Annotated in this window: 28 protein-coding genes and 1 riboswitch; of the genes, 24 read left to right on the top strand and 4 right to left on the bottom strand. The window is 36.0% G+C overall.

The features are described 5' to 3' along the window. The first annotated feature begins 35 nt into the window (after positions 1 to 35). The 10 genes from rpoN (at position 36) to smpB (ending at position 11,729) form a co-directional block, all read left to right on the top strand. On the top strand, positions 36 to 1,400 hold the full coding sequence (gene rpoN / locus LKE46_RS12940) for an RNA polymerase factor sigma-54 (protein WP_291725697.1): 1,365 nt from the start codon (positions 36 to 38) through the stop codon (positions 1,398 to 1,400). Positions 1,401 to 1,530: 130 nt separating this feature from the next. Further along, on the top strand, positions 1,531 to 2,562 hold the full coding sequence (locus LKE46_RS12935; protein ID WP_291723025.1) for a sugar-binding transcriptional regulator: 1,032 nt from the start codon (positions 1,531 to 1,533) through the stop codon (positions 2,560 to 2,562). A 45-nt stretch (positions 2,563 to 2,607) separates the two neighbouring features. Continuing rightward, positions 2,608 to 3,612 (top strand): type I glyceraldehyde-3-phosphate dehydrogenase, encoded by a 1,005-nt coding sequence (gene gap, locus LKE46_RS12930; RefSeq protein ID WP_291723022.1) that lies wholly within the window; start codon positions 2,608 to 2,610, stop codon positions 3,610 to 3,612. 107 nt (positions 3,613 to 3,719) lie between these two features. Continuing rightward, on the top strand, positions 3,720 to 4,916 hold the full coding sequence (locus LKE46_RS12925) for a phosphoglycerate kinase (protein WP_291723019.1): 1,197 nt from the start codon (positions 3,720 to 3,722) through the stop codon (positions 4,914 to 4,916). A gap of 32 nt (positions 4,917 to 4,948) precedes the next feature. Next, positions 4,949 to 5,695, top strand: a complete 747-nt coding sequence (gene tpiA / locus LKE46_RS12920) for a triose-phosphate isomerase (RefSeq protein WP_291723016.1) — start codon at positions 4,949 to 4,951, stop codon at positions 5,693 to 5,695. A gap of 24 nt (positions 5,696 to 5,719) precedes the next feature. Next, positions 5,720 to 7,249 (top strand): 2,3-bisphosphoglycerate-independent phosphoglycerate mutase, encoded by a 1,530-nt coding sequence (gene gpmI / locus LKE46_RS12915; protein ID WP_291723013.1) that lies wholly within the window; start codon positions 5,720 to 5,722, stop codon positions 7,247 to 7,249. Between the two features lie 66 nt (positions 7,250 to 7,315). Further along, entirely contained in the window at positions 7,316 to 8,614 is a 1,299-nt protein-coding gene (gene eno, locus LKE46_RS12910; protein WP_291723009.1) for a phosphopyruvate hydratase, read from the top strand. A 124-nt stretch (positions 8,615 to 8,738) separates the two neighbouring features. Further along, a complete protein-coding gene (gene secG, locus LKE46_RS12905; protein ID WP_291723006.1) occupies positions 8,739 to 8,972 on the top strand; it encodes a preprotein translocase subunit SecG in 234 nt (77 codons plus the stop codon). Between the two features lie 115 nt (positions 8,973 to 9,087). Then, positions 9,088 to 11,244 carry a ribonuclease R gene (gene rnr / locus LKE46_RS12900; protein WP_291723004.1) on the top strand — a complete coding sequence of 719 codons (2,157 nt, stop codon included), beginning with the start codon at positions 9,088 to 9,090 and terminating at the stop codon, positions 11,242 to 11,244. 14 nt (positions 11,245 to 11,258) lie between these two features. Next, positions 11,259 to 11,729 carry an SsrA-binding protein SmpB gene (smpB, locus tag LKE46_RS12895; protein WP_291723001.1) on the top strand — a complete coding sequence of 157 codons (471 nt, stop codon included), beginning with the start codon at positions 11,259 to 11,261 and terminating at the stop codon, positions 11,727 to 11,729. A 45-nt stretch (positions 11,730 to 11,774) separates the two neighbouring features. Here the strand turns inward: smpB and LKE46_RS12890 are convergent, their stop codons facing one another. Then, a complete protein-coding gene (locus LKE46_RS12890; protein WP_291722996.1) occupies positions 11,775 to 12,263 on the bottom strand; it encodes a MarR family winged helix-turn-helix transcriptional regulator in 489 nt (162 codons plus the stop codon). A gap of 207 nt (positions 12,264 to 12,470) precedes the next feature. On the opposite strand from LKE46_RS12890, the gene LKE46_RS12885 reads away from it, so the two are divergent. Continuing rightward, positions 12,471 to 12,644 carry an aspartyl-phosphate phosphatase Spo0E family protein gene (locus LKE46_RS12885; RefSeq protein WP_291722993.1) on the top strand — a complete coding sequence of 58 codons (174 nt, stop codon included), beginning with the start codon at positions 12,471 to 12,473 and terminating at the stop codon, positions 12,642 to 12,644. Positions 12,645 to 12,740: 96 nt separating this feature from the next. Here the strand turns inward: LKE46_RS12885 and LKE46_RS12880 are convergent, their stop codons facing one another. Further along, entirely contained in the window at positions 12,741 to 13,601 is an 861-nt protein-coding gene (locus LKE46_RS12880; RefSeq protein ID WP_291722990.1) for a LysR family transcriptional regulator, read from the bottom strand. Between the two features lie 401 nt (positions 13,602 to 14,002). Next, a riboswitch (SAM riboswitch) is annotated at positions 14,003 to 14,117 on the top strand. A 98-nt stretch (positions 14,118 to 14,215) separates the two neighbouring features. Here LKE46_RS12880 and LKE46_RS12875 point away from each other — a divergent pair. The 8 genes from LKE46_RS12875 to LKE46_RS12840 all read left to right on the top strand — a co-directional run bounded on the left by LKE46_RS12875 (position 14,216) and on the right by LKE46_RS12840 (position 21,289). Next, positions 14,216 to 15,004, top strand: a complete 789-nt coding sequence (locus LKE46_RS12875; RefSeq protein ID WP_291722987.1) for an ABC transporter permease — start codon at positions 14,216 to 14,218, stop codon at positions 15,002 to 15,004. Between the two features lie 28 nt (positions 15,005 to 15,032). Then, positions 15,033 to 15,824, top strand: coding sequence for an ABC transporter ATP-binding protein (locus LKE46_RS12870; protein WP_291722984.1), 792 nt, complete (start codon positions 15,033 to 15,035; stop codon positions 15,822 to 15,824). A gap of 31 nt (positions 15,825 to 15,855) precedes the next feature. Next, entirely contained in the window at positions 15,856 to 17,046 is a 1,191-nt protein-coding gene (locus LKE46_RS12865; RefSeq protein ID WP_291722981.1) for a threonine synthase, read from the top strand. 28 nt (positions 17,047 to 17,074) lie between these two features. After that, positions 17,075 to 18,274, top strand: a complete 1,200-nt coding sequence (locus tag LKE46_RS12860; RefSeq protein WP_291722978.1) for a threonine synthase — start codon at positions 17,075 to 17,077, stop codon at positions 18,272 to 18,274. Between the two features lie 31 nt (positions 18,275 to 18,305). Continuing rightward, a complete protein-coding gene (locus LKE46_RS12855; protein WP_291722975.1) occupies positions 18,306 to 19,304 on the top strand; it encodes an ABC transporter substrate-binding protein in 999 nt (332 codons plus the stop codon). 66 nt (positions 19,305 to 19,370) lie between these two features. Next, complete coding sequence (locus LKE46_RS12850) at positions 19,371 to 19,811, top strand: hypothetical protein (RefSeq protein WP_291722972.1); 441 nt, start codon at positions 19,371 to 19,373, stop codon at positions 19,809 to 19,811. 91 nt (positions 19,812 to 19,902) lie between these two features. Then, positions 19,903 to 20,037, top strand: a complete 135-nt coding sequence (locus LKE46_RS12845) for a hypothetical protein (protein WP_291722968.1) — start codon at positions 19,903 to 19,905, stop codon at positions 20,035 to 20,037. A gap of 118 nt (positions 20,038 to 20,155) precedes the next feature. Further along, complete coding sequence (locus LKE46_RS12840) at positions 20,156 to 21,289, top strand: DUF362 domain-containing protein (protein ID WP_291722966.1); 1,134 nt, start codon at positions 20,156 to 20,158, stop codon at positions 21,287 to 21,289. A gap of 76 nt (positions 21,290 to 21,365) precedes the next feature. Here the strand turns inward: LKE46_RS12840 and LKE46_RS12835 are convergent, their stop codons facing one another. Both LKE46_RS12835 and LKE46_RS12830 read right to left on the bottom strand, forming a co-directional pair. After that, positions 21,366 to 21,899, bottom strand: a complete 534-nt coding sequence (locus LKE46_RS12835; RefSeq protein WP_291722963.1) for a hypothetical protein — start codon at positions 21,897 to 21,899, stop codon at positions 21,366 to 21,368. Positions 21,900 to 21,966: 67 nt separating this feature from the next. Further along, entirely contained in the window at positions 21,967 to 22,263 is a 297-nt protein-coding gene (locus tag LKE46_RS12830; protein WP_291722960.1) for a FlxA-like family protein, read from the bottom strand. Positions 22,264 to 22,434: 171 nt separating this feature from the next. On the opposite strand from LKE46_RS12830, the gene LKE46_RS12825 reads away from it, so the two are divergent. From LKE46_RS12825 to LKE46_RS12805, 5 genes are all read left to right on the top strand, one after another. Then, complete coding sequence (locus LKE46_RS12825; protein ID WP_291722957.1) at positions 22,435 to 22,935, top strand: hypothetical protein; 501 nt, start codon at positions 22,435 to 22,437, stop codon at positions 22,933 to 22,935. Between the two features lie 169 nt (positions 22,936 to 23,104). Continuing rightward, on the top strand, positions 23,105 to 23,785 hold the full coding sequence (locus LKE46_RS12820; RefSeq protein ID WP_291722954.1) for a response regulator transcription factor: 681 nt from the start codon (positions 23,105 to 23,107) through the stop codon (positions 23,783 to 23,785). 3 nt (positions 23,786 to 23,788) lie between these two features. Beyond that, on the top strand, positions 23,789 to 25,186 hold the full coding sequence (locus LKE46_RS12815; protein WP_291722949.1) for a sensor histidine kinase: 1,398 nt from the start codon (positions 23,789 to 23,791) through the stop codon (positions 25,184 to 25,186). Between the two features lie 156 nt (positions 25,187 to 25,342). Next, positions 25,343 to 25,981, top strand: coding sequence for a DedA family protein (locus tag LKE46_RS12810; RefSeq protein WP_291722947.1), 639 nt, complete (start codon positions 25,343 to 25,345; stop codon positions 25,979 to 25,981). Positions 25,982 to 25,985: 4 nt separating this feature from the next. Continuing rightward, the gene (locus LKE46_RS12805) at positions 25,986 to 26,729 is read left to right on the top strand and encodes an undecaprenyl-diphosphate phosphatase (RefSeq protein WP_291725695.1); all 744 of its coding nucleotides are present in this window, start codon (positions 25,986 to 25,988) and stop codon (positions 26,727 to 26,729) included. The last annotated feature ends 52 nt before the right edge of the window (positions 26,730 to 26,781 follow it).

Raw genomic sequence — 26,781 nt, 5'->3', positions numbered from 1 at the left:
ATTAAAATAGTTGGTTGGAGGTGCGAGTTATGGGACTGAATTTTGGACTTAATTTAACTCAGGAACAGAAATTGGTAATGACACAACAGATGCAGCTCTCAGTAAGGCTTCTCCAGATGTCAAGTTTTGAGCTTCAAGAATACATTGAAAAAGAAGTACAGGAAAATCCAATTCTTGATTTTAAAGAAGCTGAATTTAAAAATGATGATAGAGAAAAAACCAGACTTGATTATAAAGAAATTATAAAAAATCTTGAATTTGATAATTACAGCCATCATAGCTATGAAAAAAGTAACACTGAGGAAGTTTCACCCTTTAATTTTATTTCAAAAAAAGAATCGTTGAAGGAATATTTGATTGAACAGATAAGAGATTTGGATGAAAAGGATTACGTAAAGGCAATATGCATGTATATTATAGAAAATGTGGACGGAAGGGGATACCTGGTTATATCGGAAGGTGAGATTCAAAATGAACTTAATATTTCGGATAAACTTGCCGATTATTGCATAAAATTGGTACAATCTCTCGAACCTGATGGTATAGCAGCAAGAGATCTAAAAGAATGTCTTAAAATTCAGCTGGTAAAAAGGAATATAGACAATGAAAGTGTAATTGCGATTATAGATAATTATTTGGAACTGCTTGCCGAGAACAAGTACAATATAATAGCGAAAAAATTGAATATAGATGTAAAGACGGCCCAGGAATGCGGGGATATAATAAAAAAGCTGGACCCCAAACCATCCAGGGGGTTTTATACTGGCGAGGAAGTAAAATATATAATGCCAGATGCTTATATAAAAAAAATTGATGACGAATACTATATAATTATGAATGACGATTTATTACCGAAGCTTACCATAAATCCTACCTATAGGAATATAATAAAAAGTGAAGATAAAAGTGCGGTGGATTATGTAAAGGATAAACTGAACAGTGCGGTATTTTTATTGAAAAGCATACAGCACAGAAAAAGTACTATATACAGGGTGCTTGAAAGAATAATTCAACTTCAGAGGGATTATTTTGATTATGGAGATGACTACCTGAAACCTATGACTTTAAAAGGCATATCCGACAGTCTTGGTATGCATGAGTCAACTATAAGCAGGGCCATAAGGGACAAATATATATATACAAGCAGGGGAACAGTTAAAATAAAGGATTTGTTTACGACAGGTATTTCCACATCTTCAAGGGAAGAAAATGTTTCTGCATATATCATCAAGAAGAGTATTAAAGGAATAATAGACAGTGAAGATAAAAGCAAGCCTCTGTCCGACCAGGCAATATGCAACCTAATTAATAAAAAGAATATGAATATTTCAAGAAGAACTGTGGCAAAATACAGGGAAGAACTTGGGATAAAATCATCAAAAGGCAGGAAAAGATTCTAAAGATTCCTCAAGTCAGCATATTTTTTGATATTTTTTCAAAATACTATTTAAAAAAAAATGTATATGTTTTATAATAGTAGTGGGACAATGTGTATATCGCTGGGACGATAACGTGCCAGGAGGTGATGTTGTGGAAGAAGTACTTAAATTACAGAAGAGAATAGTGCCAGAATTAGTTGAATTATTGGAAAAGAGATATAATATTTTAAGAACTATCTACTATAATCAGCCTGTTGGTAGGAGAACACTTGCCAATGATCTGGGTATTGGTGAAAGGATAGTAAGAACAGAAATTAATTTTTTGAAAACCCAGGGATTTATCGAAATAAATACTTCTGGAATGACCATAACGAGGGATGGAGAGGAAATCATAGGGAAACTTAAAGAATCCATACATGAATTGAGGGGCCTTTCAGAAGTTGAAGATGCTATAAAGACAAACTTTCAGTTGAAGAAAGTTATAATTGTTCCCGGAGACTGTGATGAAGACAGGACTATAATGAATGAGATTGGAAGAGCAGCTGCAAAGTATTTGAAAAGTATACTTCAAAAAGGAAATATAATTGCAATTACAGGGGGTTCTACTATGAAACAGGTAGTGGACAACATGCCTGTAACCAACTCCGTAAAAGATATCCTTGTAGTGCCGGCAAGGGGCGGCATGGGAGCAAATGTTGAAACTCAGGCAAATACCCTTGCAGCCAGGCTGGCTACAAAAATATATGGAAAATATAAATTGCTTCATGTACCTGACAACTTGAGTGAATCGGCAATAAGCACCATGATAAAAGAGAAATCAATAAGGGATGTATTGGAGTGTATTTATAACGCAGATATACTGATACATGGTGTGGGAAGAGCCAATAAGATGGCGAGAAGAAGAGGACTGAGCGATGCCAGGATAAAGGAGATAGAAGACAAGGGCGGAGTCGGTGAAGCCTTCGGATACTACTTCAACAAAAATGGAAACATAGTATATACAACTCCAAGTATAGGAATAAAGAACAGCAGAATAAACGAGATAAATACTCTGATAGCTGTTGCAGGGGGATCAGGCAAGGCAGAGGCAATACTCTCTACTGAAATAAATAATCATAACAGTGTGCTTATTACGGATGAGGGTGCTGCAAAGAGACTTTTAGAGTTTATAAACAGTCAATAAATTTTTTATTTATTATAAATATTTAATTATTTAGGAGGAGTTTAAATGACAAAGGTAGCTATTAATGGTTTTGGAAGAATAGGGAGACTGGCATTAAGAAGAATTCTTGAGGTACCGGATTTAGAGGTAGTTGCAATCAACGACTTAACTGATGCAAAAATGTTAGCTCATTTATTTAAATATGATTCATCGCAGGGAAGATTCAATGGTGAAATTGAAGTTAAAGAAGGAGCTTTTGTAGTTAACGGAAAAGAGGTCAAAGTCTTTGCTGAAGCAGATCCTGAAAAATTGCCATGGGGAAAACTTGGAATAGATGTTGTTCTTGAATGCACAGGTTTCTTTACCAAGAAGGAAAAAGCTGAAGCTCATATAAGAGCCGGTGCCAGAAAAGTTGTTATATCAGCTCCTGCTGGAAATGACTTGAAGACAATAGTTTTCAACGTAAACAATGATTCTTTGGATGGAACTGAAACAGTTATATCAGGTGCATCATGTACAACCAACTGTCTGGCTCCAATGGCTAAAGTACTAAATGACAAGTTCGGAATAGAAAAAGGATTTATGACTACAATCCATGCATATACCAATGACCAGAATACATTGGATGGACCACACAGAAAAGGTGATTTGAGAAGAGCCAGAGCTGCTGCTGTAAGTATAATACCAAACTCAACTGGTGCTGCTAAAGCTATAAGTCAGGTTATTCCGGATTTAACAGGGAAATTGGATGGAAATGCACAGAGAGTTCCAGTCCCAACTGGATCAATAACTGAACTGGTTTCAGTTCTTAAGAAAAATGTTACAGTTGAAGAAGTCAACGCAGCTATGAAGGAAGCAGCTAATGAGTCATTTGGATACACTGAAGATCCAATAGTTTCTGCAGATGTTGTGGGAATCAATTATGGCTCGTTATTTGATGCAACTTTAACAAAAATTGTTGATGTCAATGGATCACAGTTGGTTAAGACTGCTGCATGGTATGATAATGAAATGTCATATACATCACAATTAGTTAGAACTTTAGCTTATTTTGCAAAAATTGCTAAATAGTTAAACGCATAACATAGTGAAAGGTCTGGTTTTGTAGTTGAGGCTATGATGCCGGGCCTTTAATGTTAAAATCAAAAATAAATAAAAAATTTTAAAGAGGTGTAATTATGGCTTTTAACAAGAAGACAATTGAGGATATAGATGTAAAAGGGAAAAAATTGCTCGTCAGGTGTGATTTCAATGTACCGCTTCAGGATGGAAAGATAACTGATGAAAACAGATTGGTAGGAGCACTTCCTACAATAAAATATCTTGTGGAGAAGGGTGCTAAGGTTATATTGTGCTCACATCTTGGAAAGCCAAAGGGAGAGCCAAAGCATGAACTTTCACTTGCGCCTGTTGCTAAAAGACTCTCTGAAATGCTTGGAAAAGAAGTGGTATTTGCTGCAGATGATAATGTAGTAGGAGAGAACGCAAAGGCTGCAGCTGCAAAAATGAAGGATGGAGATGTAATACTGCTCCAGAATACAAGATATAGAATTGAGGAGACCAAAAACAAGGACAATTTTTCGGAAGAACTTGCATCACTTGCAGATGTGTTTGTAAATGATGCCTTTGGAACAGCTCACAGGGCACACTGTTCCACTGTCGGTGTTACAAAATTCCTGGATACAGCTGTATGCGGGTACTTGATTCAGAAAGAACTTAAATTTCTCGGAAATGCAGTTGAAAATCCAGTAAGACCTTTTGTTGCAATACTTGGAGGTGCAAAAGTTTCAGACAAGATAAATGTTATAAATAATTTGCTTGAAAAAGTAGATACCCTTATAATTGGAGGTGGAATGGCCTATACTTTTGAAAAGGCGCTTGGATACAGCATAGGAAATTCTCTGCTTGAAGCAGATAAAATCGATTATGCAAAGGAAATGATCAACAAGGCAAAAGAAAAAAATGTAAAAATGCTTCTTCCGTTGGATACTGTAACGGCAGATAAGTTTGATGCAGATGCAGAAGCTGTTACAACGGAAGATCCTAATATAAAGGATGGATATATGGGATTGGATATAGGACCTAAAACTGTTGAACTGTTTACAGATGAAATAAAAAATGCAAAGACTGTTGTATGGAATGGTCCTATGGGAGTATTTGAATTCCCTAAATTTGCAAAAGGAACAAATGATGTTGCAAAGGCCATGGCAGAATCAGGTGCTACTACAATAATAGGCGGAGGAGACAGTGCGGCTGCAGTCAATCAGCTTGGATATGGAGACAAGATGACGCATATATCAACTGGTGGCGGAGCTTCACTTGAATTCCTTGAGGGAAAGGAACTTCCGGGAATAGCAGCACTTAATGACAGGTAATCAAAATTTAAAATAAAAGGGGATCGGTGTAAATGAGAAAGGCAATAATTGCAGGAAACTGGAAGATGAACAAAACTGTTGATGAAGCAGCAAAATTAATAGAGGAACTAAAACCGCTTGTAAAGGATGCTAAAGCAGATGTAGTTGTGTGTCCACCCTATGTGTGTCTTGATGCAGTTATTAAAGCTGCAGAGGGTACCAACATAAAGGTCGGTGCCCAGAATATGCACTTTGAGGAGAGCGGTGCGTATACAGGAGAAGTTTCACCTGCCATGCTGGATACAATGGGTGTGGAATATGTAATACTTGGACACAGTGAGAGAAGACAGTATTTCAATGAAACAGATGAAGCCATAAACAAAAAGGTAAAGAAAGCCTTTGAACACAATTTGATTCCAATAGTCTGCTGCGGTGAAACTCTGGAGGAGAGAGAAGCAGATGTAACTGCAGAGGTTCTCGGGAAGCAGATCAAACTTGACCTCGCAGGGCTTGAAAAATCACAGGTTGAGAAATTGGTTGTGGCTTACGAACCGATATGGGCTATAGGTACGGGAAAGACAGCTACGGATGAGCAGGCCAATACTACTATAGCCTACATAAGAAGTGTAATTGCAAAACTCTATGGAAAAGATACTGCAGATAAAACCAGAATTCAATATGGCGGTTCCGTTAAACCTGCTACAATAAAGGCTCAGATGGCACAGCCCGACATAGACGGAGGATTGATTGGAGGAGCAAGTCTAAAAGCACAGGACTTCTCGAAAATAGTCAATTATTAATCGCAATACAATTTGGAGGTAAATATGAAAAAAACACCAGTAATGCTTATGATACTTGATGGTTTTGGTATTTCTGACAAAACAGAGGGAAATGCAGTTAAAGCAGCGAACAAACCAAATTTTGACAAATACTACAACAACTATCCTCATACCCAGCTTGGAGCAAGCGGACTAAGTGTGGGATTGCCGGATGGACAGATGGGCAATTCTGAAGTCGGTCATTTGAATATAGGTGCGGGAAGAATAATATACCAGGCCCTTACCAAGATAACCAAGTCAATAGAAGACGGAGATTTTTTCCACAACTGGGCTTTGAATAAAGCTGCAGACCAGGCACTTGAAAACAATTCGGATTTTCATCTCATGGGACTCGTATCACCTGGAGGGGTTCATTCACATTCGGAACATTTAAAGGGACTTTTGAAGTTTGCAAAACAGAGGGGACTTAAAAAGGTATATGTTCATGCTTTTACCGATGGGAGAGATGTTCCGCCGTCTTCTGCAAAAGAGTATATAAAAGAAATTGAGAACTATATGAAGCAAACAGGAATAGGTGAGATAGCTTCAGTTTCAGGAAGATACTATGCAATGGACAGAGACAGGAGATGGGAGAGAGTTGAACTCGCATATAATGCACTTGTCCTTGGAAAAGGTGCTGAAGCTGACAGTGCTTGTGAGGCAATAGATAATTCATATAAAAATGGGAAAACTGATGAATTTATAGTTCCTGCAGTAATAAAAAAACATGGGAAACCCGTAGCTACTATAAAAAATGAAGATTCAGTCATATTCTTCAATTTCAGGCCGGATAGGGCAAGACAGCTTACAAGAGCTATGGTAGACAGGGAATTTGACGGATTCAGGAGAGAGAATCTAGATCTGGAATTTGTAACCATGACCGAGTATGACTCTGAAATCAAAAATGTGGATGTGGCCTTTAAAAATGAACACTATAAAAACACCCTGGGCGAATATGTAAGCAGTCTGGGAAAAAATCAGCTCAGAATAGCTGAAACTGAAAAATATGCACATGTAACTTTCTTTTTCAATGGTGGGGTGGAAGAACCCAACAAGAACGAGGACAGAGTTCTCATACCGTCTCCAAAGGTTGCAACCTATGATCTGCAGCCTGAAATGAGTGTCTATGAGGTTACAGATCAACTTCTGAAAAAGCTTGATGAAGATAAATATGACATGATTATATTGAATTTTGCAAATCCTGATATGGTTGGACATACTGGAATATTTGAGGCTGCAAAAAAGGCAATTGAAGCTGTAGATGTATGCCTTGGCAAAATTGCGGGCAAGATATTAGAGAAAAATGGAACATTGTTCATAACTGCGGACCACGGAAATTCAGAAGAGGAAATAGACTATGTTACTAAGAAGCCTATGACGGCTCATACTACGAATCCAGTGCCATTTGTATATGTTTCAAAAAATGCCTCTAAGCTGAGAGATGGCGGTGTACTTGCAGACATAGCGCCTACCATTCTTCATGCAATGAAGCTTGCAAAGCCGCAGGAGATGACTGGTAAGAGCCTTATTAAATAGATATGTATTAAAATTCTGTATTAGAAAGGAGTTGAAGTAACCGTTATTTATTTAGCGGTGGTATTTATGAAAAATTATGTGGAAATTGTGGATGTAAGTGCAAGACAGATACTTGATTCAAGGGCAAATCCTACAGTAGAGGTGGAAGTAGTACTGGAAGATGGAACTGTAGGAAGAGCAGGTGTACCATCAGGTGCATCTACAGGCGCTTTTGAGGCTGTAGAGCTTAGAGACGGTGATAAGGACAGGTATCAGGGAAAAGGTGTCACCAAAGCCGTTGACAATGTAAACAACATTATAGCAGAAGAACTGATAGGGATGAATATATTTGATCAGATTCTAATCGACAAGACCATGATAGAGCTGGATGGCACTGAAAACAAGGCAAAATTGGGTGCCAATGCAACTCTCGGAGTATCACTTGCATGTGCAAGGGCAGCAGCGGAATATCTTGGACTCAGCCTGTATCAATACATAGGCGGGGTCAATGGTAAAGTTCTTCCAGTTCCCATGATGAACATATTAAATGGAGGGAAACATGCTGATAACAATGTAGATTTGCAGGAATTTATGATAATGCCGGCTGGAGCTCCTGATTTTAGTGAAGCAATAAGGATGAGTACAGAAGTTTACCATACATTGAAGTCAATTTTAAAGTCAAAAGGCTATGATACAGGTGTTGGAGATGAGGGTGGATTTGCACCTAATCTAAAATCCAATGAAGAGGCAATACAGGTAATAGTGGAGGCAATAGAAAAAGCCGGATATAAACCGGGGAAAGACATATATATAGCACTTGATCCTGCTTCCTCTGAATTCTTTGAGGATGGAAAATACAATTTGAAGGGTGAAGGAAAAGTTCTGACTCCTGAACAAATGGTGGATTTTTATGTGGACCTTGCAAACAAGTATCCTATAATATCCCTTGAAGATGGAATGGCAGAGGAAGATTGGGAAGGATGGAAAATTCTCACCGAAAAGCTGGGAAACAAGATTCAGCTTGTAGGAGATGATCTGTTTGTCACAAATACCTCAAGGCTCAAAAAGGGAATTGGTCTTGGAGTAGCAAATTCCATACTTATAAAATTGAATCAGATAGGTACTCTTACGGAAACCTTGAATGCAATTGAAATGGCAGAAAGGGCGGGGTATACTGCAGTGGTTTCCCACAGATCGGGAGAAACTGAAGATACTACCATAGCAGATCTTGTTGTAGGAGTCAATGCAGGACAGATAAAAACAGGTGCACCTGCAAGGACAGAGAGAGTTGCAAAATACAATCAGCTCCTGAGGATAGAGGAAGAACTTGGAGACGCAGCAGAATTCAGGGGAATTGATGCATTCTATAATTTGAAGATTAAATAGAATTTACAAATAGAGCAGGTGCTATACCTGCTCTATTGTTGAAATTTGAAAATTCACGGAAATTGAAATTAAAGCGCATATATGATAAAATATATTCCATGTTGAACATTAGGAGGTCATTTTAGTGCATAATTTTCTTTTAATATTGCAGATTATAGTATCCATACTGTTGATAGCGGTTGTACTTGTTCAACCAGGAAAGACAAATGGATTGAGTGGATTTATATCTGGCGGGACAACTGAGAGCTTTTATTCCAGAAATAAATCCAGAACTTCTGAAGCAATGTTATCCAGGTTAACTGTTTTTCTAGCCATAATATTTGCTGTATTATGTGTAGTTCAAAATTTGATAAAATAGTTGCTTTTAAAATACAGTAGATGAGTGTTCCTGCTGTATTTATTTTTATGCAATTGAGAAATTATTGAATATTTTTGTGTAATTTACATCAATATATTAAAAGGTGGTGAAATATATGAATATAACGGAAACAATTTTAAATTTTATGAAAGAAAAGGCATATAAGCCTATGGATATAAAAGAACTTGAAAAAGTTTTTGCAATAAGAAAGGATGAGAAGAAGGAATTCAAGAAAATACTCAGGAATATGGAAAAAGAAGGTTATATAGTAAAGACCAGAACAAGCAGATATGGAGTACCTGAAAGGATGGGACTTGTAATAGGAAAATTTCAGGGCCACCAGAAGGGTTTTGGCTTTGTCATACCCGAGGATGGAGTGGATGTATTTATTCCCATTTCTGGCCTGAACGGGGCTATGAACGGTGATAAAGTCATAGTCAGGATTTTGAAAAAGGAAAACAACGGCAAAAAGTGTGAAGGAGAAATAATAAGGATAATTGAACGGGCCAATAAAACAGTTGTAGGTACTTTTGAGGACAGCAGAAATTTTGGCTTTGTAGTACCGGAGGAAAAGAGGATATACCAGGATATATTCATCCCTAAAAATTGTAAAAAAACTGCATCTACAGGAGATGTAGTGATTGTAGAGATAACTGAATGGCCTGACGGAAGAAGAAATCCGGAGGGCAAGATAATAAATGTACTTGGAAAGAAAAGTGAAAAGGGAATAGACATTCTGACTATAATCAAAAAGAATGATCTTCCGGAAGAATTTCCGGCAAAGGTTGAAAGTTATGCTGAATCCATACCGGATAAAATTCCGGAGGAAGAATACGAGAGGAGGGAGGATCTGAGGGATCTTACCATAGTTACGATAGATGGTGAAGATGCAAAGGATCTGGACGATGCAGTATCTCTTGAAAGACTCCCCAATGGAAATTTTTATTTGGGTGTTCATATAGCGGATGTATCCAATTACGTGAAGGATAAAAGTCCCCTTGACAGGGAAGCACTGAGAAGGGGTACATCTGTGTATCTGATTGACAGGGTCATACCTATGCTGCCTAAAAAGTTGTCCAATGGAATATGCAGCTTGAATCCCAAGATTGACAGACTTACTCTCAGCTGCCTCATGGAAATAAACGATACAGGCAAGGTTATAGATCATAAGATTGTAGAGAGTATAATAAGAACGAGTGAAAGAATGACATATACGGATGTGACCAAAATACTGGAAGGTGAAGATGAAAGGGTAATGGGAAGATACGGTTATCTTGTATCCACCTTTAAGCTTATGGAGGAACTTGCCAAGATACTCTACAAGAAGAGAATGCTCAGGGGTGCTGTGGATTTTGACTTCACGGAATGCAGTATAAAACTTGATGAACTGGGAAGACCTGTAGAAATAAAACCTGCTGAAAGAGGAATTTCAAACCACATAATAGAGGAATTCATGCTTGTATGCAATGAAACTATAGCGGAGCATATGTTCTGGACAAATATGCCTTTTGTATACAGGATACATGAAGATCCCGACGAGGAAAAGCTCATGCATTTCAATGAATTTGTTCACAACCTGGGGTATACTATAAAATGGGGACAGGAAGTAAATCCAAAAGTGCTTCAGGGAATTTTAGAAAAAGTAAAGGGCCAAAAGGAAGAAACTGTAGTCAGTACGCTGCTTTTGAGATCCATGAAGCAGGCCAGATATTCTCCAAAATGTACCGGGCACTTTGGCCTGGCCGCAAAGTACTACTGTCATTTTACTTCACCTATAAGAAGATATCCTGATCTCATTATCCACAGGATAATCAAAGAATTTATAAATGGAAAACTGGATGAAAAAGAGATAAAAAGTCTTGATGTAAAAGTGGATTATGCAGCAAGGCAGTCTTCTGAAATGGAAAGAATCGCCCAGGATGCCGAAAGAGAAGTGGATGATCTGAAAAAGGCGGAGTATATGAGCAAGAGAATAGGTGAAGAGTATAATGGAATAGTATCATCTGTAACCAACTTCGGGATGTTCGTGGAACTTGAAAATACAATAGAAGGCCTGGTGCACTTGAGCACTATGACGGATGATTATTATATATATGATGACAGGCATCTTTCACTTATGGGAGAAAAGTCCAGGAAAATCTACAAATTGGGTGACGAGGTAAGGATACAGGTATTGAAGGTGGATTTAGCCGCTCATGAAATTTATTTTGAACTGGTAAAACAGCAGGAGGAACAGATAGCAGATGTGGAAACTCTGGATTTTGAAGCTTAAAAGGGGTGAGATTTATGGCAAAAAACAAAACTGGAAGCAAAACTCTTGCTGAAAATAGGAAGGCAAGACATGACTACTTCATAGAAGAATCAATGGAAGCCGGTATAGAACTTGTAGGGACAGAGGTAAAATCCATACGAGAAGGCAAAGCCAATTTAAAGGATAGTTATGCGGATATAATAAACGGTGAAATCTTTGTCAGAAACATGCATATAAGTCCTTATGAAAAGGGGAATATATATAATAAAGATCCGCTCAGAACAAGAAAACTGCTTCTGCATAAATCCGAGATAAGTAAATTACTGGGATATACGGCACAGAGAGGATATACTTTAGTGCCGCTTGCACTGTACCTTAAACATGGAATGGTAAAGGTAAACCTGGCAGTTGGAAAGGGTAAAAAAGACTATGACAAGAGAAATGTGCTTATGGAAAAAGCTGCTAAGAGAGATATAGACAGGCAGCTTAAAGAAAGATACAGATGAAATACAAGCAGTAGTGAACCAGTTTTAAATTCTGGTTCACTGCTGCTATTTTTTTATAAGTGAATTAAAGTGTTCCAATGAAGAAATGAAATTGTCTGTTTCCACGGGTCCCATATCTTTTATAATGTCAAGAATACAATCGGAAATGAATTCCTTTTTCATAGAGGAAATATCATGTTTTTCTTTGAAATCGTTGGAAAGAGAAAGCCTGACAATTCTGCGATTGTCTTCAGGGATTTCCCTGATTACTATGCCCTGCTTTTCAAGCCTGTCTATTATGCCTGAAACAGTACTTTTAGTAAGCATCATGCATTCGCTTAATTCATTCAAGGTTACATAAGGCATTTTGTACAAATGAAATATAACCGAAAGCTGCGGCACTGTAAAGCCATATTTATTTGCACTTTTTTTGAACTTTGTAGTTAAAGATCGCTGTATGTTTTTGAATATATTTATTATTTTGTCCGCCTGTATTGAAAACAGTTTATCATCTGGGCATGGAGGCTGATTTTCTATTAGTGATATTGTACTCACCTTCCTATAGTAAAAATGTTATTATAATAATGCTACTACAATTACCGTTAAAATTACAATACAAATTGAAAAATTATCAGTAAAATAATTAAACTTTTTTGGAATTGTCCATTTTATTGAATCCCAGATATCTTGTTTTATACAAAATTAATATTTTTTAGAATGTTTCTTCCTTTATAGTAATTATTAGGGAAGGAGGGAAGAAACATGTCTAATATAAAAGATATTCTGTTGGAAATGCAGGAATTGAGAAAACATCTGAATGATTTAGTCAAACAGAAAAACAATTTATTAAATCCGGAAGTAATTGCAGCAAGTAAGATGTTGGATTCATTGCTAAATGAATATAGCAGGATAATCAAAAACAAAGTAGACAAGTAGAAAAAGGGGAGGTAGGTACCTCCTCTTTATAAACTTATCCACAATATATGTTGATAATATGTTGATAACTTGTGAATATAGCATATTTAAAGATATTCAAAATGTATTTATAAAGTCTTTGGCTATATCGGATAAATACCTATTTCTAACCCATACTACTGCAGGACGAGTTTTGAGGGATAATTCGTTTATTTCAATATATTTTAAACTTAGTCGGGGAATCAGCTCTGAAGCAGATTTTGGAACCACACCTATACCAATACCAGTAGCAGCCCATAGTAAAACCGACCTTGCATCTTCATTTTCACATAGTATTCTAGGTTCGAAACCAATTTGATGACAGGATGAAATTAGCATATCTTTAAATTTGTGGTCTACTATCAACGGCTTGTTTATTAAACCGTCTAAACTGATTTTATTTTTGAGACTGTCAAAATAGGAACCCTGTTTTACAACTGCAACCATTGATTCACTTGGAAGCAGCAATGATTCAAACTTTTCAGAATTAAAAGGAGTAAATACTATACCAACTTCTATAATTCCTGTATTGAGGAGTTTGAGAATTTCAGAGGTGCTGCTTTCTCTTATAGTAAAGTTTATGTGGGGATACTTTTCATGAAAATCATTTAATTTTTTCAGCAGTATTGTAGTACCGGAAGATGCTACTGTACCTATAGATAGTATACCCTTAAATCCGTCCTTTAAATTTTCAAGTTCTTTTTTTGTATTTTTAGTCAGTTCAAGAATTTGTTTGGAACGGTATTGAAGTATCCTTCCCGCATCAGTTATTTGCAGCTTTCTTGTATTTCTTTCTATCAATTTAATTCCAAGCTCTTTTTCCAGCAGTTTGAGCTGCTGACTTAATGGAGGCTGTGCTATGTGAAGTTGTCGTGCAGCTTTAGTTATACTTCCCTTTTCTACTATTGTAAGAAAGTACTTGAGTTGTCTTATATCCATGATAATCACCCTTCATAATTTATATCTTATAGCTATAAATTAGATATGTTTTTGGTATTTGTAATATATTATTTTCTTTGATATAATAATACACAAAGTTGAAGAAATATAAAAGAAATATTTGCAATGATGGAGAAGAGTAGGTTGAGAAAAGTTCGAAGAGAGGGATTTTTGTAAGCTGTGAGAAGTCCTGAACGGAATTAACTGAAGTGCATTCTTGAGCATTAATTATAGAGTTGCTGTATGAGAATCTATTTACAGTAAACAGAGTGGGACCGCGGATAAATTCTGCCTCTGCATTAAGAGAACAGGATTTTTTGTATTTGCATAATTTATAGAAAATTTAATAGTGGATTATTGACAAAGTGGAATATATAATTATATGTTGAAAACTGTATATTCTCTTATCACGAGAGGCAGAGGGACTGGCCCTATGAAGCCCGACAACCAGCATTTTTCATTAGAATGCAATGGTGTTAATTCCTGCAGAGTATTTACTATTCTGAGAGATAAGAAAAATAGTTGATTTTGAAATGTTTTAGATTGAATTCAAGCTGTTTTTCTTATTTGAAAAACAGCTTTCTTAATTAAGTCAAAATATGAGGTGTGTAAAGATGAACGTAAAGTCCGGCTTTAGTAAAAAAATTAAATTTATTGGTAGAATAGGTATTGCACTTATAGTTCCGATAATACTTATTATACTGTGGCAAATTTTAAGTGATAGAGGACTTATTAAACAGTCCGTACTACCGTCTCCTCATACCATATTTCTGGCATTTATAGATATGGTTAAAAGTGGAGATCTGGCGAGAAATTTGTCTATAAGTATACTGAGAGTTATAAAAGGCTATTGTATAGGTGCATCTTTAGGAATAATATGTGGTATATTCATTGGATTGTTCAGAATAGCAGAAAATGCTGTTGACCTGCTTATAGGGTTTTTAAGACCAATTCCTATTGTGGCATGGGTTCCCGTTCTTATACTATGGATGGGAATAGGTGAAGCTTCTAAAATAACGGTAATAGTAATCGGAAGTTTTTGGCCGATACTTATAAATACTATTTATGGAATAAAGGGAGCAGACAAAAAGTATTTGGAAGTTTCTGAAATATTAGAAAAAAGTAAGCTTGAGACACTTGAAAAAATAGTTTTTCCATCAGCACTGCCATCTATTTTTACAGGCCTGCGCATTGGAATTGGAAGTGCATGGATGAGTGTAATTACAGCAGAGATAATTGCAGCAACTTCAGGTATAGGATATTCAATATCCTATGCAAGAGAATTATCACAACCGGATATAATGCTGGTAGGGGTTGCTTCAATAGGTGTAATTGGATTCTTGATAGATTATATAATAAAGAAGCTGCAAATTTTAGTTGTAAGATGGGATTCAGGTAGCTAAGATTGATTAATTAGGGAGTTGAGAAATCATGTCCGTGGTACAGGAGAAACCAGGTGCTATTGAAATAGAAAATTTGAATAAAACTTTTAAAAAAGAAGGTGGTGATCTCAATGTTTTAAACAATATAAATTTATCAGTTAAACAGGGAGAGTTTTTAAGTATTGTTGGATCAAGTGGATGCGGGAAAAGTACTCTGCTTAGAATAATAGTCGGTCTGGATAGAGATTATGTAGGTAATATACTTTCCTATGGTAAGGCTGTCGATGGTCCTGGAATAGACAGAGGAATGGTGTTTCAGGAATCCAGACTTTTCCCATGGCTTACAGTAGAAAAAAATATAGAATTCGGAATAAGCAAGAAGATGTCCAAAGAAGAAAAGAGAAAGCTGGTTTATGAACAGTTGGACCTGGTTGAATTAACTAATTTTGCGAAGTCCTATCCTTCCCAGCTATCAGGAGGGATGAAACAGAGAATAAGTATTGCCAGGTCACTTATAAACAAACCAAAACTGTTGCTGCTGGATGAGCCTTTTGGTGCACTGGATGCTATGACACGCATTAATATGCAGCAGGAAATTCTTAAAATATGGAAGAAGGAAAATACTACCATGATACTTGTAACCCATGATATAGATGAAGCAGTTTATCTTGGAGACAGGGTGGTTGTATTGTCCAGTAGACCCGGCAGAGTCAAGAAGATTATACCTGTTGGTTTACCTAGGCCCAGAGACAGAAGCAGCTATGATTTTACACGTATTAAAAGTCAAATATATGATGAGTTCTTTACAAAAGTGGAAAATCCATTTTCATATAACATATAATATAAGATTTTGGATGGAGGAGATTGTTCCCATGACTTATTTAAAGTATCTGGAATGTTCAAAATGCGGGAAGATATATTCGGCTGATCAACCGCAGAACTTATGTCGGTGCAATGGGCCGCTGCTTGCACAATATGATCTTGATAAAATAAGGAAAAATATAAATAAAGATGTTTTTAAAACAAGAAGAAAAGGTATTTTTAGATTTAGAGAACTTCTACCCATAAAAGAGGGAAAAAATATGGTTACAATGGGTGAAGGCGATACACCTGTAATCAAGATTAAAAAGCTGGGAAAAAAAATTGGTGCTGAAAATCTCTATATAAAAGATGAAGGATTGAATCCTACGGGCACTTTTAAGGCAAGAGGTGCTGCTGTAGGTGTTTCAAAAGCAAAAGAACTTGGAATAAAAACCATAGCCATGTCCACTTCTGGAAACGCAGGAAGTGCTTGGTCAGCGTATTCGGCCAGAGCAGGAATCAAACTCGTGGTTGTCATGTCTGATGATGCTGCAGTTCTGGCTAAGAAGCAGGCTTTTGTATATGGGTCAAAAACTTATCTTGTAAAAGGTCTTATATCTGATGCAGATAAGATAATAAATAAAGCTATAAAAAAATATGGATGGTTTGAGGCGGTCACTCTAAAGGAACCCTATAGAATAGAGGGAAAAAAGACTATGGGACTGGAAATTGCCGAGTACTTCGACTGGGAATTTCCGGATGCCATACTCTATCCAACGGGAGGAGGTGTAGGAATAATTGGAATATGGAAGGCTTTTCAGGAGCTCAGGGAACTTGGATGGATAAATGGCAAAGTTCCAAAAATTATTGCCGTTCAGGCAGAAGGGTGTGCTCCCATTGTAAAAGCATTTAAAGAGAATAAAGAAATTTCAGAATTATGCAAAAATCAAAATACTATAGCGAGAGGAATACGAGTTCCAAAAGCTCTGGGAGATTTTATGGTTTTAGATGCAATCAGAAAAAGCGGTGGTACTGCAGTTGAAGTAAAAGACTCAGAAATTCTTGATTCACTTGATTTGCTTGCAAAGACCGAGGGACTGCTTGTATGCCCTGAAGGAGGTGCATTAGTTGCAGCAGTAAAAAAATTGTTTGAAGACGGATTTTTAAAACCCGAATGGAAAATTGTACTTTTGAATACCGGAAGTGGTTTAAAATATCCTGATTTGATTGATGAGAAGCTTCCGTTGATTGAAACTATTTAAAAATATTCAAATAAAGGAGAAATGATTTATGAGTTATGTTAGTTATCTTGAGTGTTCAAAATGCGGTGAAAGGTATTCAACAGATGAGCCGCATAATTTATGTCACTGCGGTGGTCCGTTACTTGTAAGATATGATCTTTCCAAAATAAAGGAAAATATAGATAGGAATGTATTCAAATCCAGAAGAAGGGGACTGTTTAGATTCAAGGAACTATTGCCTGTAAAGAACGAGGAAAATATAGTTACACTGGGTGAAGGTGATACACCTGTAATTAAGGCTGGAAAACTAGGGAGGAAAATAGGCATTGAAAATCTCTATATAAAAGATGAAGGATTGAATCCTACGGGTACTTTTAAGGCAAGGGGAGCTGCTGTAGGTGTTTCAAAGGCAAAAGAACTTGGAATAAAAACTATAGCTATGCCAACAGCTGGAAATGCAGGAGGTGCCTGGTCGGCATATTCAGCAAAGGCTGGAATAGAACTTGTAGTTGCCATGCCTTATGATGCACCGGATCTTGCCAAGAAAGAAGCTTATATATACGGTTCAAAAACTTATCTTGTAAAGGGTCTTATATCTGATGCAGGAAAAATAATAGCCAAGGGAGTAAAAAAATATGGCTGGTTTGATGCGGCTACTTTGAAAGAACCTTACAGAATAGAAGGTAAAAAGACCATGGGACTTGAGATCGCCGAGTACTTCGGCTGGGAATTCCCGGATGCCATACTCTATCCTACCGGGGGAGGCGTAGGAATAATTGGAATATGGAAGGCCTTTCAGGAGCTTAAAGAGCTTGGATGGATAAAGGGCAAGGTTCCAAAGCTTATTTCAGTTCAGGCAGAAGGCTGCAATCCTATTGTAAAGGCATTTAATGAAGGAAGGAAGGATTCGGAGTTTTGTAAAACGGCAAATACCATAGCGGGAGGAATACGAGTTCCAAAAGCTCTGGGAGATTTTATAGTGCTTGATGCGATTAGAAAAAGTGGTGGTACTGCAGTTGAAGTAAAAGATTCGGAAATTCTTGATTCGCTTAATTTGCTTGCAAAGACTGAAGGACTGTTCATATGTCCTGAAGGAGCGTCATTAATTGCTGCAGTAGAAAAGTTGTATGGAACCGGTTTCTTGAAGTCGGATGAAAAAGTTGTAATTTTAAATACTGGTAGTGGATTGAAATACCCTAATTTGGTTAAAGAGGAACTTCCAGTAATTGAGATTGATACAGATATTTAAAAAGAGGAGGATGTTTAAGAGGATGTTTAATATGAAAAAGATATTTCCTGTAATTTCAATATTTTTAATAAGTTTGTTTGCTCTTTCAGGATGCGGGCAAACAACTGGTTCAGGAGGCAGTAAAGAGGATTCATCGAAACCAAAAGAAATAAATATAGGTTATCAACCGGGAATAAATCATTCACTCTTAATTATTGCAAAGAATAAAGGATGGTTTACTCAGGAATTCAAGAAAGACAATATAAAAATTAATTTTCAAAGTTTTGTTTCAGGGCCTCCTATGATCGAAGCATTTGCAGGTGGGAAGCTTGATATAGGAGAAGTTGGAGATCAGCCGGCCATACAGGCAAGAGCAAATAGCATAGATATAAAGGCTATTGGAGTCTATGCAGCAGGGTATAAATTGAACTCCATACTTGCAGCAACTGGTTCTAATATAAAGTCAGCCAAGGATTTGAAAGGCAAGAAAGTTGCAGTTACAGTTGGTTCATCTGCCCATATGCTTCTTGCAAGATACCTGGAATCAGCGGGATTGAAGCAGAGTGATATACAGCTTGTTAATTTACAACCACCTGATATAAAAACGTCATTTTCATCTAAAAATATTGATGCCGGGCTTGTTTGGGAGCCATATGCATCTTCAATAGAAGATGAGAAGACAGCTTATCAGATAGGAGATGGAACTAACCTGAAATATGATGTAAATTTCATCATAGCCGATAATGAATTTGCCAAAAAGAATTCTGATATTGTTAAAAGGGTTCTAAAGGTCTATGAAAAAACTGAAAAATGGGCTAAGTCGAATCCTGATCAGGCTGCAGATATTATATCCAAGGAACTCAAATTGAAGAAGAATATTGTGCAAAAAGGTCTTGCAAAAGAAGATTTCAATATAAGATTGACTGACGAGGTTACAAAATCACTTTCCTCAACAATTAAAACTCTGAGACAGAATAATACGATCAGGAAAGATGTAAAAGTGGATGATCTCATAGACAAGACTTACTTGAAAGATGCCGGAATAAATTAATATATCAAAAGTATCAACTCATCCTATAATTGTGGATGAGTTGATATTTTTAATGAGTTTGGATTTATGGAGGTGTATGATGTGGAATCCATTGATTTAGATAAATTTCCAGATATACAGCTGCCGAGATTTTTTAAAGTCAGGCAGAAATTTAAAAATGAATGCATTGAGAATGTTGATGTTGAAATAAGACAGGGTATTAAACCATATATAAACAATTTAAAAAACAAAAGGATTGCGCTTGGAATAGGAAGTCGTGGCATCTGCAATATAAATATAATAGCAAAGACTGTCATAGACTGTCTGAAAGAGATAGGGGCGAAGCCCTTTATAGTACCTGCCATGGGAAGCCATGGAGGAGCTACGGAGAATGGAAATGCCAATGGAATAGGCGTATCAGATGTTATTACAAGAAAATTATTTGACAGTATAGATTTTAAGGCTATGTATACAAACTGTTTTACAAGCAATTACAGTGAGCCGTGTAAAATAAAATACCCATGGTAGCGTCGAATTCAGAAGATGCAATAAAAATAGCGGTTAAGACCTGCATTGGTGTGGAGAATCAGAACAGTGAATTATATGGATTAAAAATACAATGGAGCTGGAAAAAATTATTATAAGTGAACCTCTCTTGCAGGACGCTGTTGAAAATCCAAATCTGGAAGTCCTGACTCCCCCTGAAAATATTGAGTTTGTCAATGGAGAGCCCAAGTTTGCACATAAAAATTAAATTCATCAAACTATTGACCTATAGTTAACTCTAGAGAGTATAATATTATTCAAGGAACGATGAATCACAGCGCTCCTTTTAATGTATACGATGATTTGAAAGCGGGAGTGAATGAAAAATGGAAAAAGCAAAAGTTTATTTTACGGATTTCCGCACGGTGGCCTTCGGAGACGGACTGCCTACCAAGCTTAAAAAATTAATTAAAAAGGCGGGTATTGGGCAGATCGACATGGATGGAAAGTTCGTTGCTATCAAGATGCATTTTGGTGAATTGGGGAACATCAGCTATCTGCGTCCAAATTATGCCAGGGCCGTGACTGATGTGGTGAAGGAATTAGGCGGCAAGCCTTTTTTAACTGATTGTAACACCATGTATCCAGGCAGCCGAAAAAATGCTCTGGAACATTTAGAATGTGCATGGGAGAATGGTTTTACACCACTGACTGTAGGATGTCCTGTTCTGATTGGGGACGGACTGAAGGGTACCGACGATATTGCAGTACCTGTAGCAGGAGGTGAATATGTAAAAGAAGCCAGAATCGGACGTGTCATTATGGATGCGGATGTGTTCATTAGTTTGACACATTTCAAGGGACACGAAATGACCGGCTTTGGAGGTGCCATCAAAAATATCGGTATGGGCTGCGGTTCTCGTGCCGGGAAAACAGACCAGCACAGCAGTGGCAAGCCACATATCGATAAGGCACTGTGCAGGGGATGCCGCAGATGTCAGCAGGAATGTGCCAATGGCGGTCTGGAGTTTGATGATGCCAGCAAAAAGATGATAGTCAATCACGAGAATTGTGTTGGCTGTGGTCGATGCCTGGGTGCGTGTAATTTCGATGCTATTGTATTTGACAATGATGCTGCCAATGAGCTGTTGAACTGTCGTATGGCGGAGTATACTAAAGCGGTAGTAGATGGTCGCCCTAGTTTTCATATTTCCCTGGTGGTGGATGTATCACCAAATTGTGACTGTCACGGAGAAAACGACACACCTATCCTCCCTAATCTGGGCATGTTTGCGTCTTTTGACCCGTTGGCACTGGATCAAGCCTGTGCAGATGCCTGTTTGAAAGCTGCACCGCTTCCTGGAAGCCAATTGTCTGACAATATGTCAAAGCCGGATTTTGTTGATAATCATGATCACTTCATCAATTCTACACCTGAATCCGAATGGCGCAGCTGCTTGGATCATGCAGAGAAAATCGGTTTAGGTACTCGAGACTATGAGATGATCGTAATCAAATGAACTAAGTGTATGAAAAAAGGAGTGTTGTAAAACTACCTTAAGATGGTTTTACAACACTCCAATGATTTTATCATTCCTATAAATTATTGTTCTGCTGATATAAACTTGAATTTAAATATAACTCAGGATTATTTGATAATATAGGATTTTCGGATATTAATTTGGCTTGTTTTTGTATTTCCTCATTACGGGAAGATAATAAGGCGTTTTTAATGGAATCTTCCTGATCTTGAGTAATAATATTACTTGATACCAGTTTATCCAATGGTGATTGTGAGATGGTATTTGAATATGTTGAAGAAGTTGAAGAAACAGTATTCAATGAGTAAAGAGTATTTTTAATAGCAGCTTCCTGATCTTGAGTAATAGTATTGTTTTCTACTAAACTATCTAGAGTGGAATTGAATATATTATTGTTATTGGAAGCCTGCAGTGAATTTAAGGTGCTCAATGCTTCGGGGCTGAGTTGGATTGAATCAAGCCCTAAATTTGAAATTGAATCATCTGTATCTGAATCATCATCTGAAATCAAAAGCGGGTTTTGGGAAACTTGATTATTTGAGTTTATGCTGTAGAGATATGGAATTAATGAACTAATATCATTGGACATAATTACACTTCCTTTTTATATATACAGTTTACAAGGTATTGTGAGCCCCCTGCCATGGCTATTGAGTTTATGCATATGAATTGATTATATTATTGGAATTAGCAGTATTATTATCATCAATAATCTTTGTGTCTTCTTTTTCTTGTGTCTGTCCTTTTTGGTTTTGATTAAGCTGCGACTGAAGCTGTTGCAGTCTGTTCTCTAATTGTTGAATTCTGTTTTTCTTTGTTTCATCATTATCTTTACTTGCTTCTTCTTGCTTTATCTGTTCTTGGATATTTTCTATTTCTTTTTGAATGTTAGTTGAATTATTGTTCGATGATATTCCAATAGCTGTTGAAGATGAAATTGCAGAAATACTCATTGTAAAGAACCTCCTTTCAGTATTTTTACTATAATTCTAAATCCGTTTCCTTAATATTTTCTTAAAGTATGTACTTGGCTTAACAAATTTAATTTTCCCTAAAATTAATATTATTTTTGAAAATGTGAAAAATAACAATGTATTTAAATTTATTTTAAGGAGATGCATATTATGATAAAGAGGATTTCAGTAGTTATATTGACCCTTCTTATGACATTGGGTCTGGGTGCATGTGGAAGTCAAAAGCAGGCAAATGAGATAAAAAATAAGGCGGAAAATGCTCCTAAGCAGGTTAAGAATGATTTAACTAAAATTCCAGAAGACATTAAAGAAGCAGATATGGGAACAGGTACTTTTTATATAACAACCTCATCTGGAACATCTGAGAAAGAAGAAGTCCCTACAATATATGCTAAAAAAGATACCAAGCTTTTGCAAGCCAGTGTAAATACCAGGAATTTCGATGGGAAACATCTGAGTTATATATTCGTAGATGGAGTTCTAAATACAAAAGAACAGCTTTCAGATAACAGTGCAACTATTAATTTGAAAGATAATAATCTTAAAGCTGGTAAGCACAGAGTGGATATTGTGCAATTTAATGGCGATAAGATAAGTGATAAAGTAATTACACATAAGTTGGCATATTATCAAGTTAAATCTATAGCGTGAGAGAGAAAGAGTCATTATTGCCCCCAAAAAGGGGCTTTATTTTTTGTGCAAAAAAGTAAGGATTGTCTTTTTAAAAAAATTGGTATTGTTTTAATCTGATTTTAATCTTGATGACGTATTTTTTAATAAAAGTGCTATTAATAACTTATACTTGAGTTGAGGTGATTTTTTGAAAAACTATAGAATACTTGTAATTGAGGATGAAAAAAAAATGTCAATGTTTCTTCAAATGGAACTCAATCATGAAGGATATGATACTGATGCTGAATATAATGGAAAAGATGGACTTAGAAAAATACAAAATGAAAGCTATAATCTGATACTTTTGGATATAATGCTCCCTGGATTAAATGGAATGGAGCTTTGCAGGAGAGTAAGGCAGTTTTCGAAAGTACCAATCATAATGATAACTGCCAAAGATGATGTAATAGATAAGGTAATGGGGCTTGATACAGGAGCTAACGATTATATTACAAAACCATTTGCCATAGAAGAGCTTTTAGCCAGGATACGTGTCATAAGAAGAAATAATGATGAAAACTCAGAGAACCATAAATATGAAGTAGATGATCTCGTAATGAATACTAGAACCCATGAAGTAACAAGAAATGGAAGGTACATTGAACTTACTAAAAAGGAATATGATCTTTTGGAGACCCTTTTAGTCAATAAAAATGTAGTTATGACAAGAGATCAGTTGATGGATAAAGTCTGGGGATATGATTATTTTAATGACACCAATGTGGTCAGTGTTTTTATAAGGTATCTTAGAAGTAAAATCGATGATGGATTTGAAAATAAGTTAATCATAACTATAAGGGGAGTTGGATATACAATAAAAGGAGACTAGGCTATGAACTTAAGTATTATAAGAAATGCAAAGATATCTATCAAATTAACTGGAATATTTGCTTTTATGCTTTCCATAATGCTTGCAGTATCCAATGCTTATGTATTGCATGGAGTAAGGCGCTACATGTATAATCAGGCAGATAAGCGTTTGGAGGATGTGAATCAAATAATATTCGACAGATTGAAATTGAAACAGCTCTCAAGTAATAAACTGTTTTCTGATATAATGCCAAATGAAAATATATATATAAAAATAATAGATAAAAATGGGAGAACAATAAATATATCAGATAAATTTAACTATGATCTGAAAATTTCTGAACCCTATGGTAAAGTAAAACATATAGAAAAGCAGGAAAAGCATTTTGCTTATTTAAATACTAAAATATTGGATAATACCTATGGGACTCTATATATACAGATAATTAAAGACATGGATAATGAATATGATTTTTTGAAGATATTATTTTTTTTCATGGCTGCAGCGGATCTATTTGGAATAGCCTTATCTATCTTGTTGGGGTATATTATAAGTAAAAAAATGCTTAATCCAATTGACAATATTACAAAAACTGCAGATGAAATAAGCATAAACAATTTAAAAGAAAGAATAAGTATAAAAGGACCTAACGATGAACTTAAAAGACTGGCAAACACGTTGAATAATATGATTGACAGGCTTCAGACATCTTTTAACAGGCAGGTACAATTTGTTTCAGATGCATCCCATGAACTCAGAACACCAATAGCTATAATTCAGGGATATGCCAATCTTCTGGATAGATGGGGGAAAAATGACAGAGAAGCTCTTGATAAATCTATTGAAGCCATTAAATCCGAATCACATAATATGGGAGAATTAGTAGAAAAATTACTTTTTTTGGCTCGCAGTGACAATAATTCCCCCAAAATGGAGAAAAATATTTTCTATCTCAATGGATTAATGGATGAAATTATTGATGAGACTAGAATGATAGATAAAAAACATACAGTGTCAAACACTCATAATGAAAATGTGCAGGTTATTGCAGATTATAAGCTTATAAAGCAGCTGGTTAGAATAATTGTAGATAATAGTGTAAAATTTACTCCAGAGAACGGGAAAATAGATATAAGTTTCGTTAAATTAGGGAAATGCGTTAGCATATCGGTAAGCGATACCGGCATAGGAATTCCGAAAAATGAAATTCATAAAATATTCGATAGATTTTATTGTGTAGATAAATCCAGATCTAGAGACACTGGTGGAAGTGGACTGGGATTATCTATTGCCAAACAAATTGTGTATATGTATAATGGAAAAATTGACATTGAAAGTGAAGAGGGAAAAGGTACCAAAATAATTGTGATTCTGGATATTGTATGTATGCCAGACGATGTTATAAAAAATGAAAAATAAACTGAATACGTGTAATGTATGTGAAAAGATTAAGATTGAGAAGGTAAGATTTTTTTCAATTTTAATCTTTTTTTAATCCATTTCTAATTTTGAACGTATAACATATGTGGTGTTATTATGAAAGTATTTAGATTTTGGACGAAAAGGAGACCAGCTATGAATAATATTGCAAATTTAATCAACATTGTACTTCATATTGATAAATACTTAAATGGTATAGTACAAAATTACGGGGCTCTGTCATATATTATAGTATTTTTCATTGTATTTTGTGAAACAGGTCTGGTGGTTACACCATTTTTACCTGGTGACTCTATTATTTTTGCAGCTGGGGCTATTGCTTCAGAAGGAATAATGGAGATCTTTACATTATTTATTATATTTTTTTTGGCAGCTGTAATAGGTGATACAGTTAATTATTGTGCAGGCAAAAAAGTAGGAAATGATATTTTAAGCAAGAAGAATGTTAAATGGGTAAATAAGGATTATATCCACAAGGCACATAAGTTTTATGAAAAACATGGCTCTATGGCGATAGTGATGGGAAGGTTTATTCCAATAATAAGGACCTTCATACCATTTATAGCTGGAATTGGAGAAATGAGTTACACAAAGTTTATAACTTATAATATGATAGGTGGATTTTTATGGGTGTTTTTATTTTTATGTGGAGGATATTTTTTTGGGAGTTTACCTATTGTAAAGCAGAATTTTTCTTATGTTGTAATATGCATTATAATAATTTCGCTTATTCCTGCTGTTATTACATTTGTCAGGGAAAAAAGCATGGTATGAATTAATTGAAAAGGAGTGGCTAGAAAATGTACATGTCTATAACAATGCTTACATAGACATGCTTGAAGTCGTGATTCAGCTTGGAGCAATATTAGCTATAGTGGTCCTTTACCGGGAAAAGATATTTAATTCTCTTAAAAATCTTATGCCCGGAAAGTGGGGTTTCAAGCTTTGGACAAGCATTTTAATTGCTTTTATACCTTCGGCAGTTATTGGAGTTCTTCTTAATGATATTGTTCAGGAAAAATTGTTCAATCCCATTACTGTTTCCTGTGCTCTTGTATTCGGAGGTGTACTCATGATATACATGGAGAATAAATATAGAAAAGGGAACAGTACCGTAAAAATTGAAGATGTAAATATTGTACAGGCATTTAAAATTGGGTGTTTCCAGTGTCTGTCACTATGGCCGGGAATGTCCAGATCGGCTTCTACCATAATCGGAGGCTGGGTAAGCGGGCTTACCAATGTAGCGGCAGCGGAATTTTCGTTTTTCCTGGCAATACCTACTATGATAGCTGCGTCCGGCTGGTCTCTCATAAAAGTTCAAATATCCATGAACTCCATTCAGATAATTGGACTTGCTATAGGATTTATAATTTCATTTTTAGTGGCACTGGTGGTTGTGGATAAGTTCATAGGATTTTTGAAGAAAAAGCCTATGAAAGTTTTTGCAGTATATAGGATATTTGTAGGAATATTAGTGTTGATATTATCGTATTTGAATATCATATATGTTGCGAAATAAATATATAAGGATCTGTATACATAAGTATGAAAAATTTCTGAATTTTATTGAA

Origin of the sequence: Clostridium sp., from assembly GCF_022482905.1 — a bacterium.
Lineage (GTDB): Bacteria > Bacillota > Clostridia > Clostridiales > Clostridiaceae > Clostridium_B.
The sequence above is the reverse complement of the archived record's forward strand: the minus strand, read 5'-3'. Positions and strand labels throughout refer to the sequence as shown.

Bases quoted from the DNA above. Each gene is read 5' to 3' on its own strand.
- gpmI (WP_291723013.1), top strand. From the start codon at position 5,720: ATGAAAAAAACACCAGTAATGCTTATGATACTTGATGGTTTTGGTATT.
- LKE46_RS12840 (WP_291722966.1), top strand. From the start codon at position 20,156: ATGGAAAAAGCAAAAGTTTATTTTACGGATTTCCGCACGGTGGCCTTC.
- rnr (WP_291723004.1), top strand. From the start codon at position 9,088: ATGAATATAACGGAAACAATTTTAAATTTTATGAAAGAAAAGGCATAT.
- LKE46_RS12875 (WP_291722987.1), top strand. From the start codon at position 14,216: ATGAACGTAAAGTCCGGCTTTAGTAAAAAAATTAAATTTATTGGTAGA.
- LKE46_RS12925 (WP_291723019.1), top strand. From the start codon at position 3,720: ATGGCTTTTAACAAGAAGACAATTGAGGATATAGATGTAAAAGGGAAA.
- LKE46_RS12835 (WP_291722963.1), bottom strand. From the start codon at position 21,899: ATGTCCAATGATATTAGTTCATTAATTCCATATCTCTACAGCATAAAC.
- LKE46_RS12825 (WP_291722957.1), top strand. From the start codon at position 22,435: ATGATAAAGAGGATTTCAGTAGTTATATTGACCCTTCTTATGACATTG.
- gap (WP_291723022.1), top strand. From the start codon at position 2,608: ATGACAAAGGTAGCTATTAATGGTTTTGGAAGAATAGGGAGACTGGCA.
- LKE46_RS12815 (WP_291722949.1), top strand. From the start codon at position 23,789: ATGAACTTAAGTATTATAAGAAATGCAAAGATATCTATCAAATTAACT.
- LKE46_RS12860 (WP_291722978.1), top strand. From the start codon at position 17,075: ATGAGTTATGTTAGTTATCTTGAGTGTTCAAAATGCGGTGAAAGGTAT.
- LKE46_RS12810 (WP_291722947.1), top strand. From the start codon at position 25,343: ATGAATAATATTGCAAATTTAATCAACATTGTACTTCATATTGATAAA.
- LKE46_RS12830 (WP_291722960.1), bottom strand. From the start codon at position 22,263: ATGAGTATTTCTGCAATTTCATCTTCAACAGCTATTGGAATATCATCG.
- LKE46_RS12850 (WP_291722972.1), top strand. From the start codon at position 19,371: ATGGAGGTGTATGATGTGGAATCCATTGATTTAGATAAATTTCCAGAT.
- LKE46_RS12865 (WP_291722981.1), top strand. From the start codon at position 15,856: ATGACTTATTTAAAGTATCTGGAATGTTCAAAATGCGGGAAGATATAT.
- LKE46_RS12855 (WP_291722975.1), top strand. From the start codon at position 18,306: ATGAAAAAGATATTTCCTGTAATTTCAATATTTTTAATAAGTTTGTTT.
- LKE46_RS12870 (WP_291722984.1), top strand. From the start codon at position 15,033: ATGTCCGTGGTACAGGAGAAACCAGGTGCTATTGAAATAGAAAATTTG.
- tpiA (WP_291723016.1), top strand. From the start codon at position 4,949: ATGAGAAAGGCAATAATTGCAGGAAACTGGAAGATGAACAAAACTGTT.
- LKE46_RS12880 (WP_291722990.1), bottom strand. From the start codon at position 13,601: ATGGATATAAGACAACTCAAGTACTTTCTTACAATAGTAGAAAAGGGA.
- LKE46_RS12885 (WP_291722993.1), top strand. From the start codon at position 12,471: ATGTCTAATATAAAAGATATTCTGTTGGAAATGCAGGAATTGAGAAAA.
- LKE46_RS12845 (WP_291722968.1), top strand. From the start codon at position 19,903: ATGGAGCTGGAAAAAATTATTATAAGTGAACCTCTCTTGCAGGACGCT.
- eno (WP_291723009.1), top strand. From the start codon at position 7,316: ATGAAAAATTATGTGGAAATTGTGGATGTAAGTGCAAGACAGATACTT.
- smpB (WP_291723001.1), top strand. From the start codon at position 11,259: ATGGCAAAAAACAAAACTGGAAGCAAAACTCTTGCTGAAAATAGGAAG.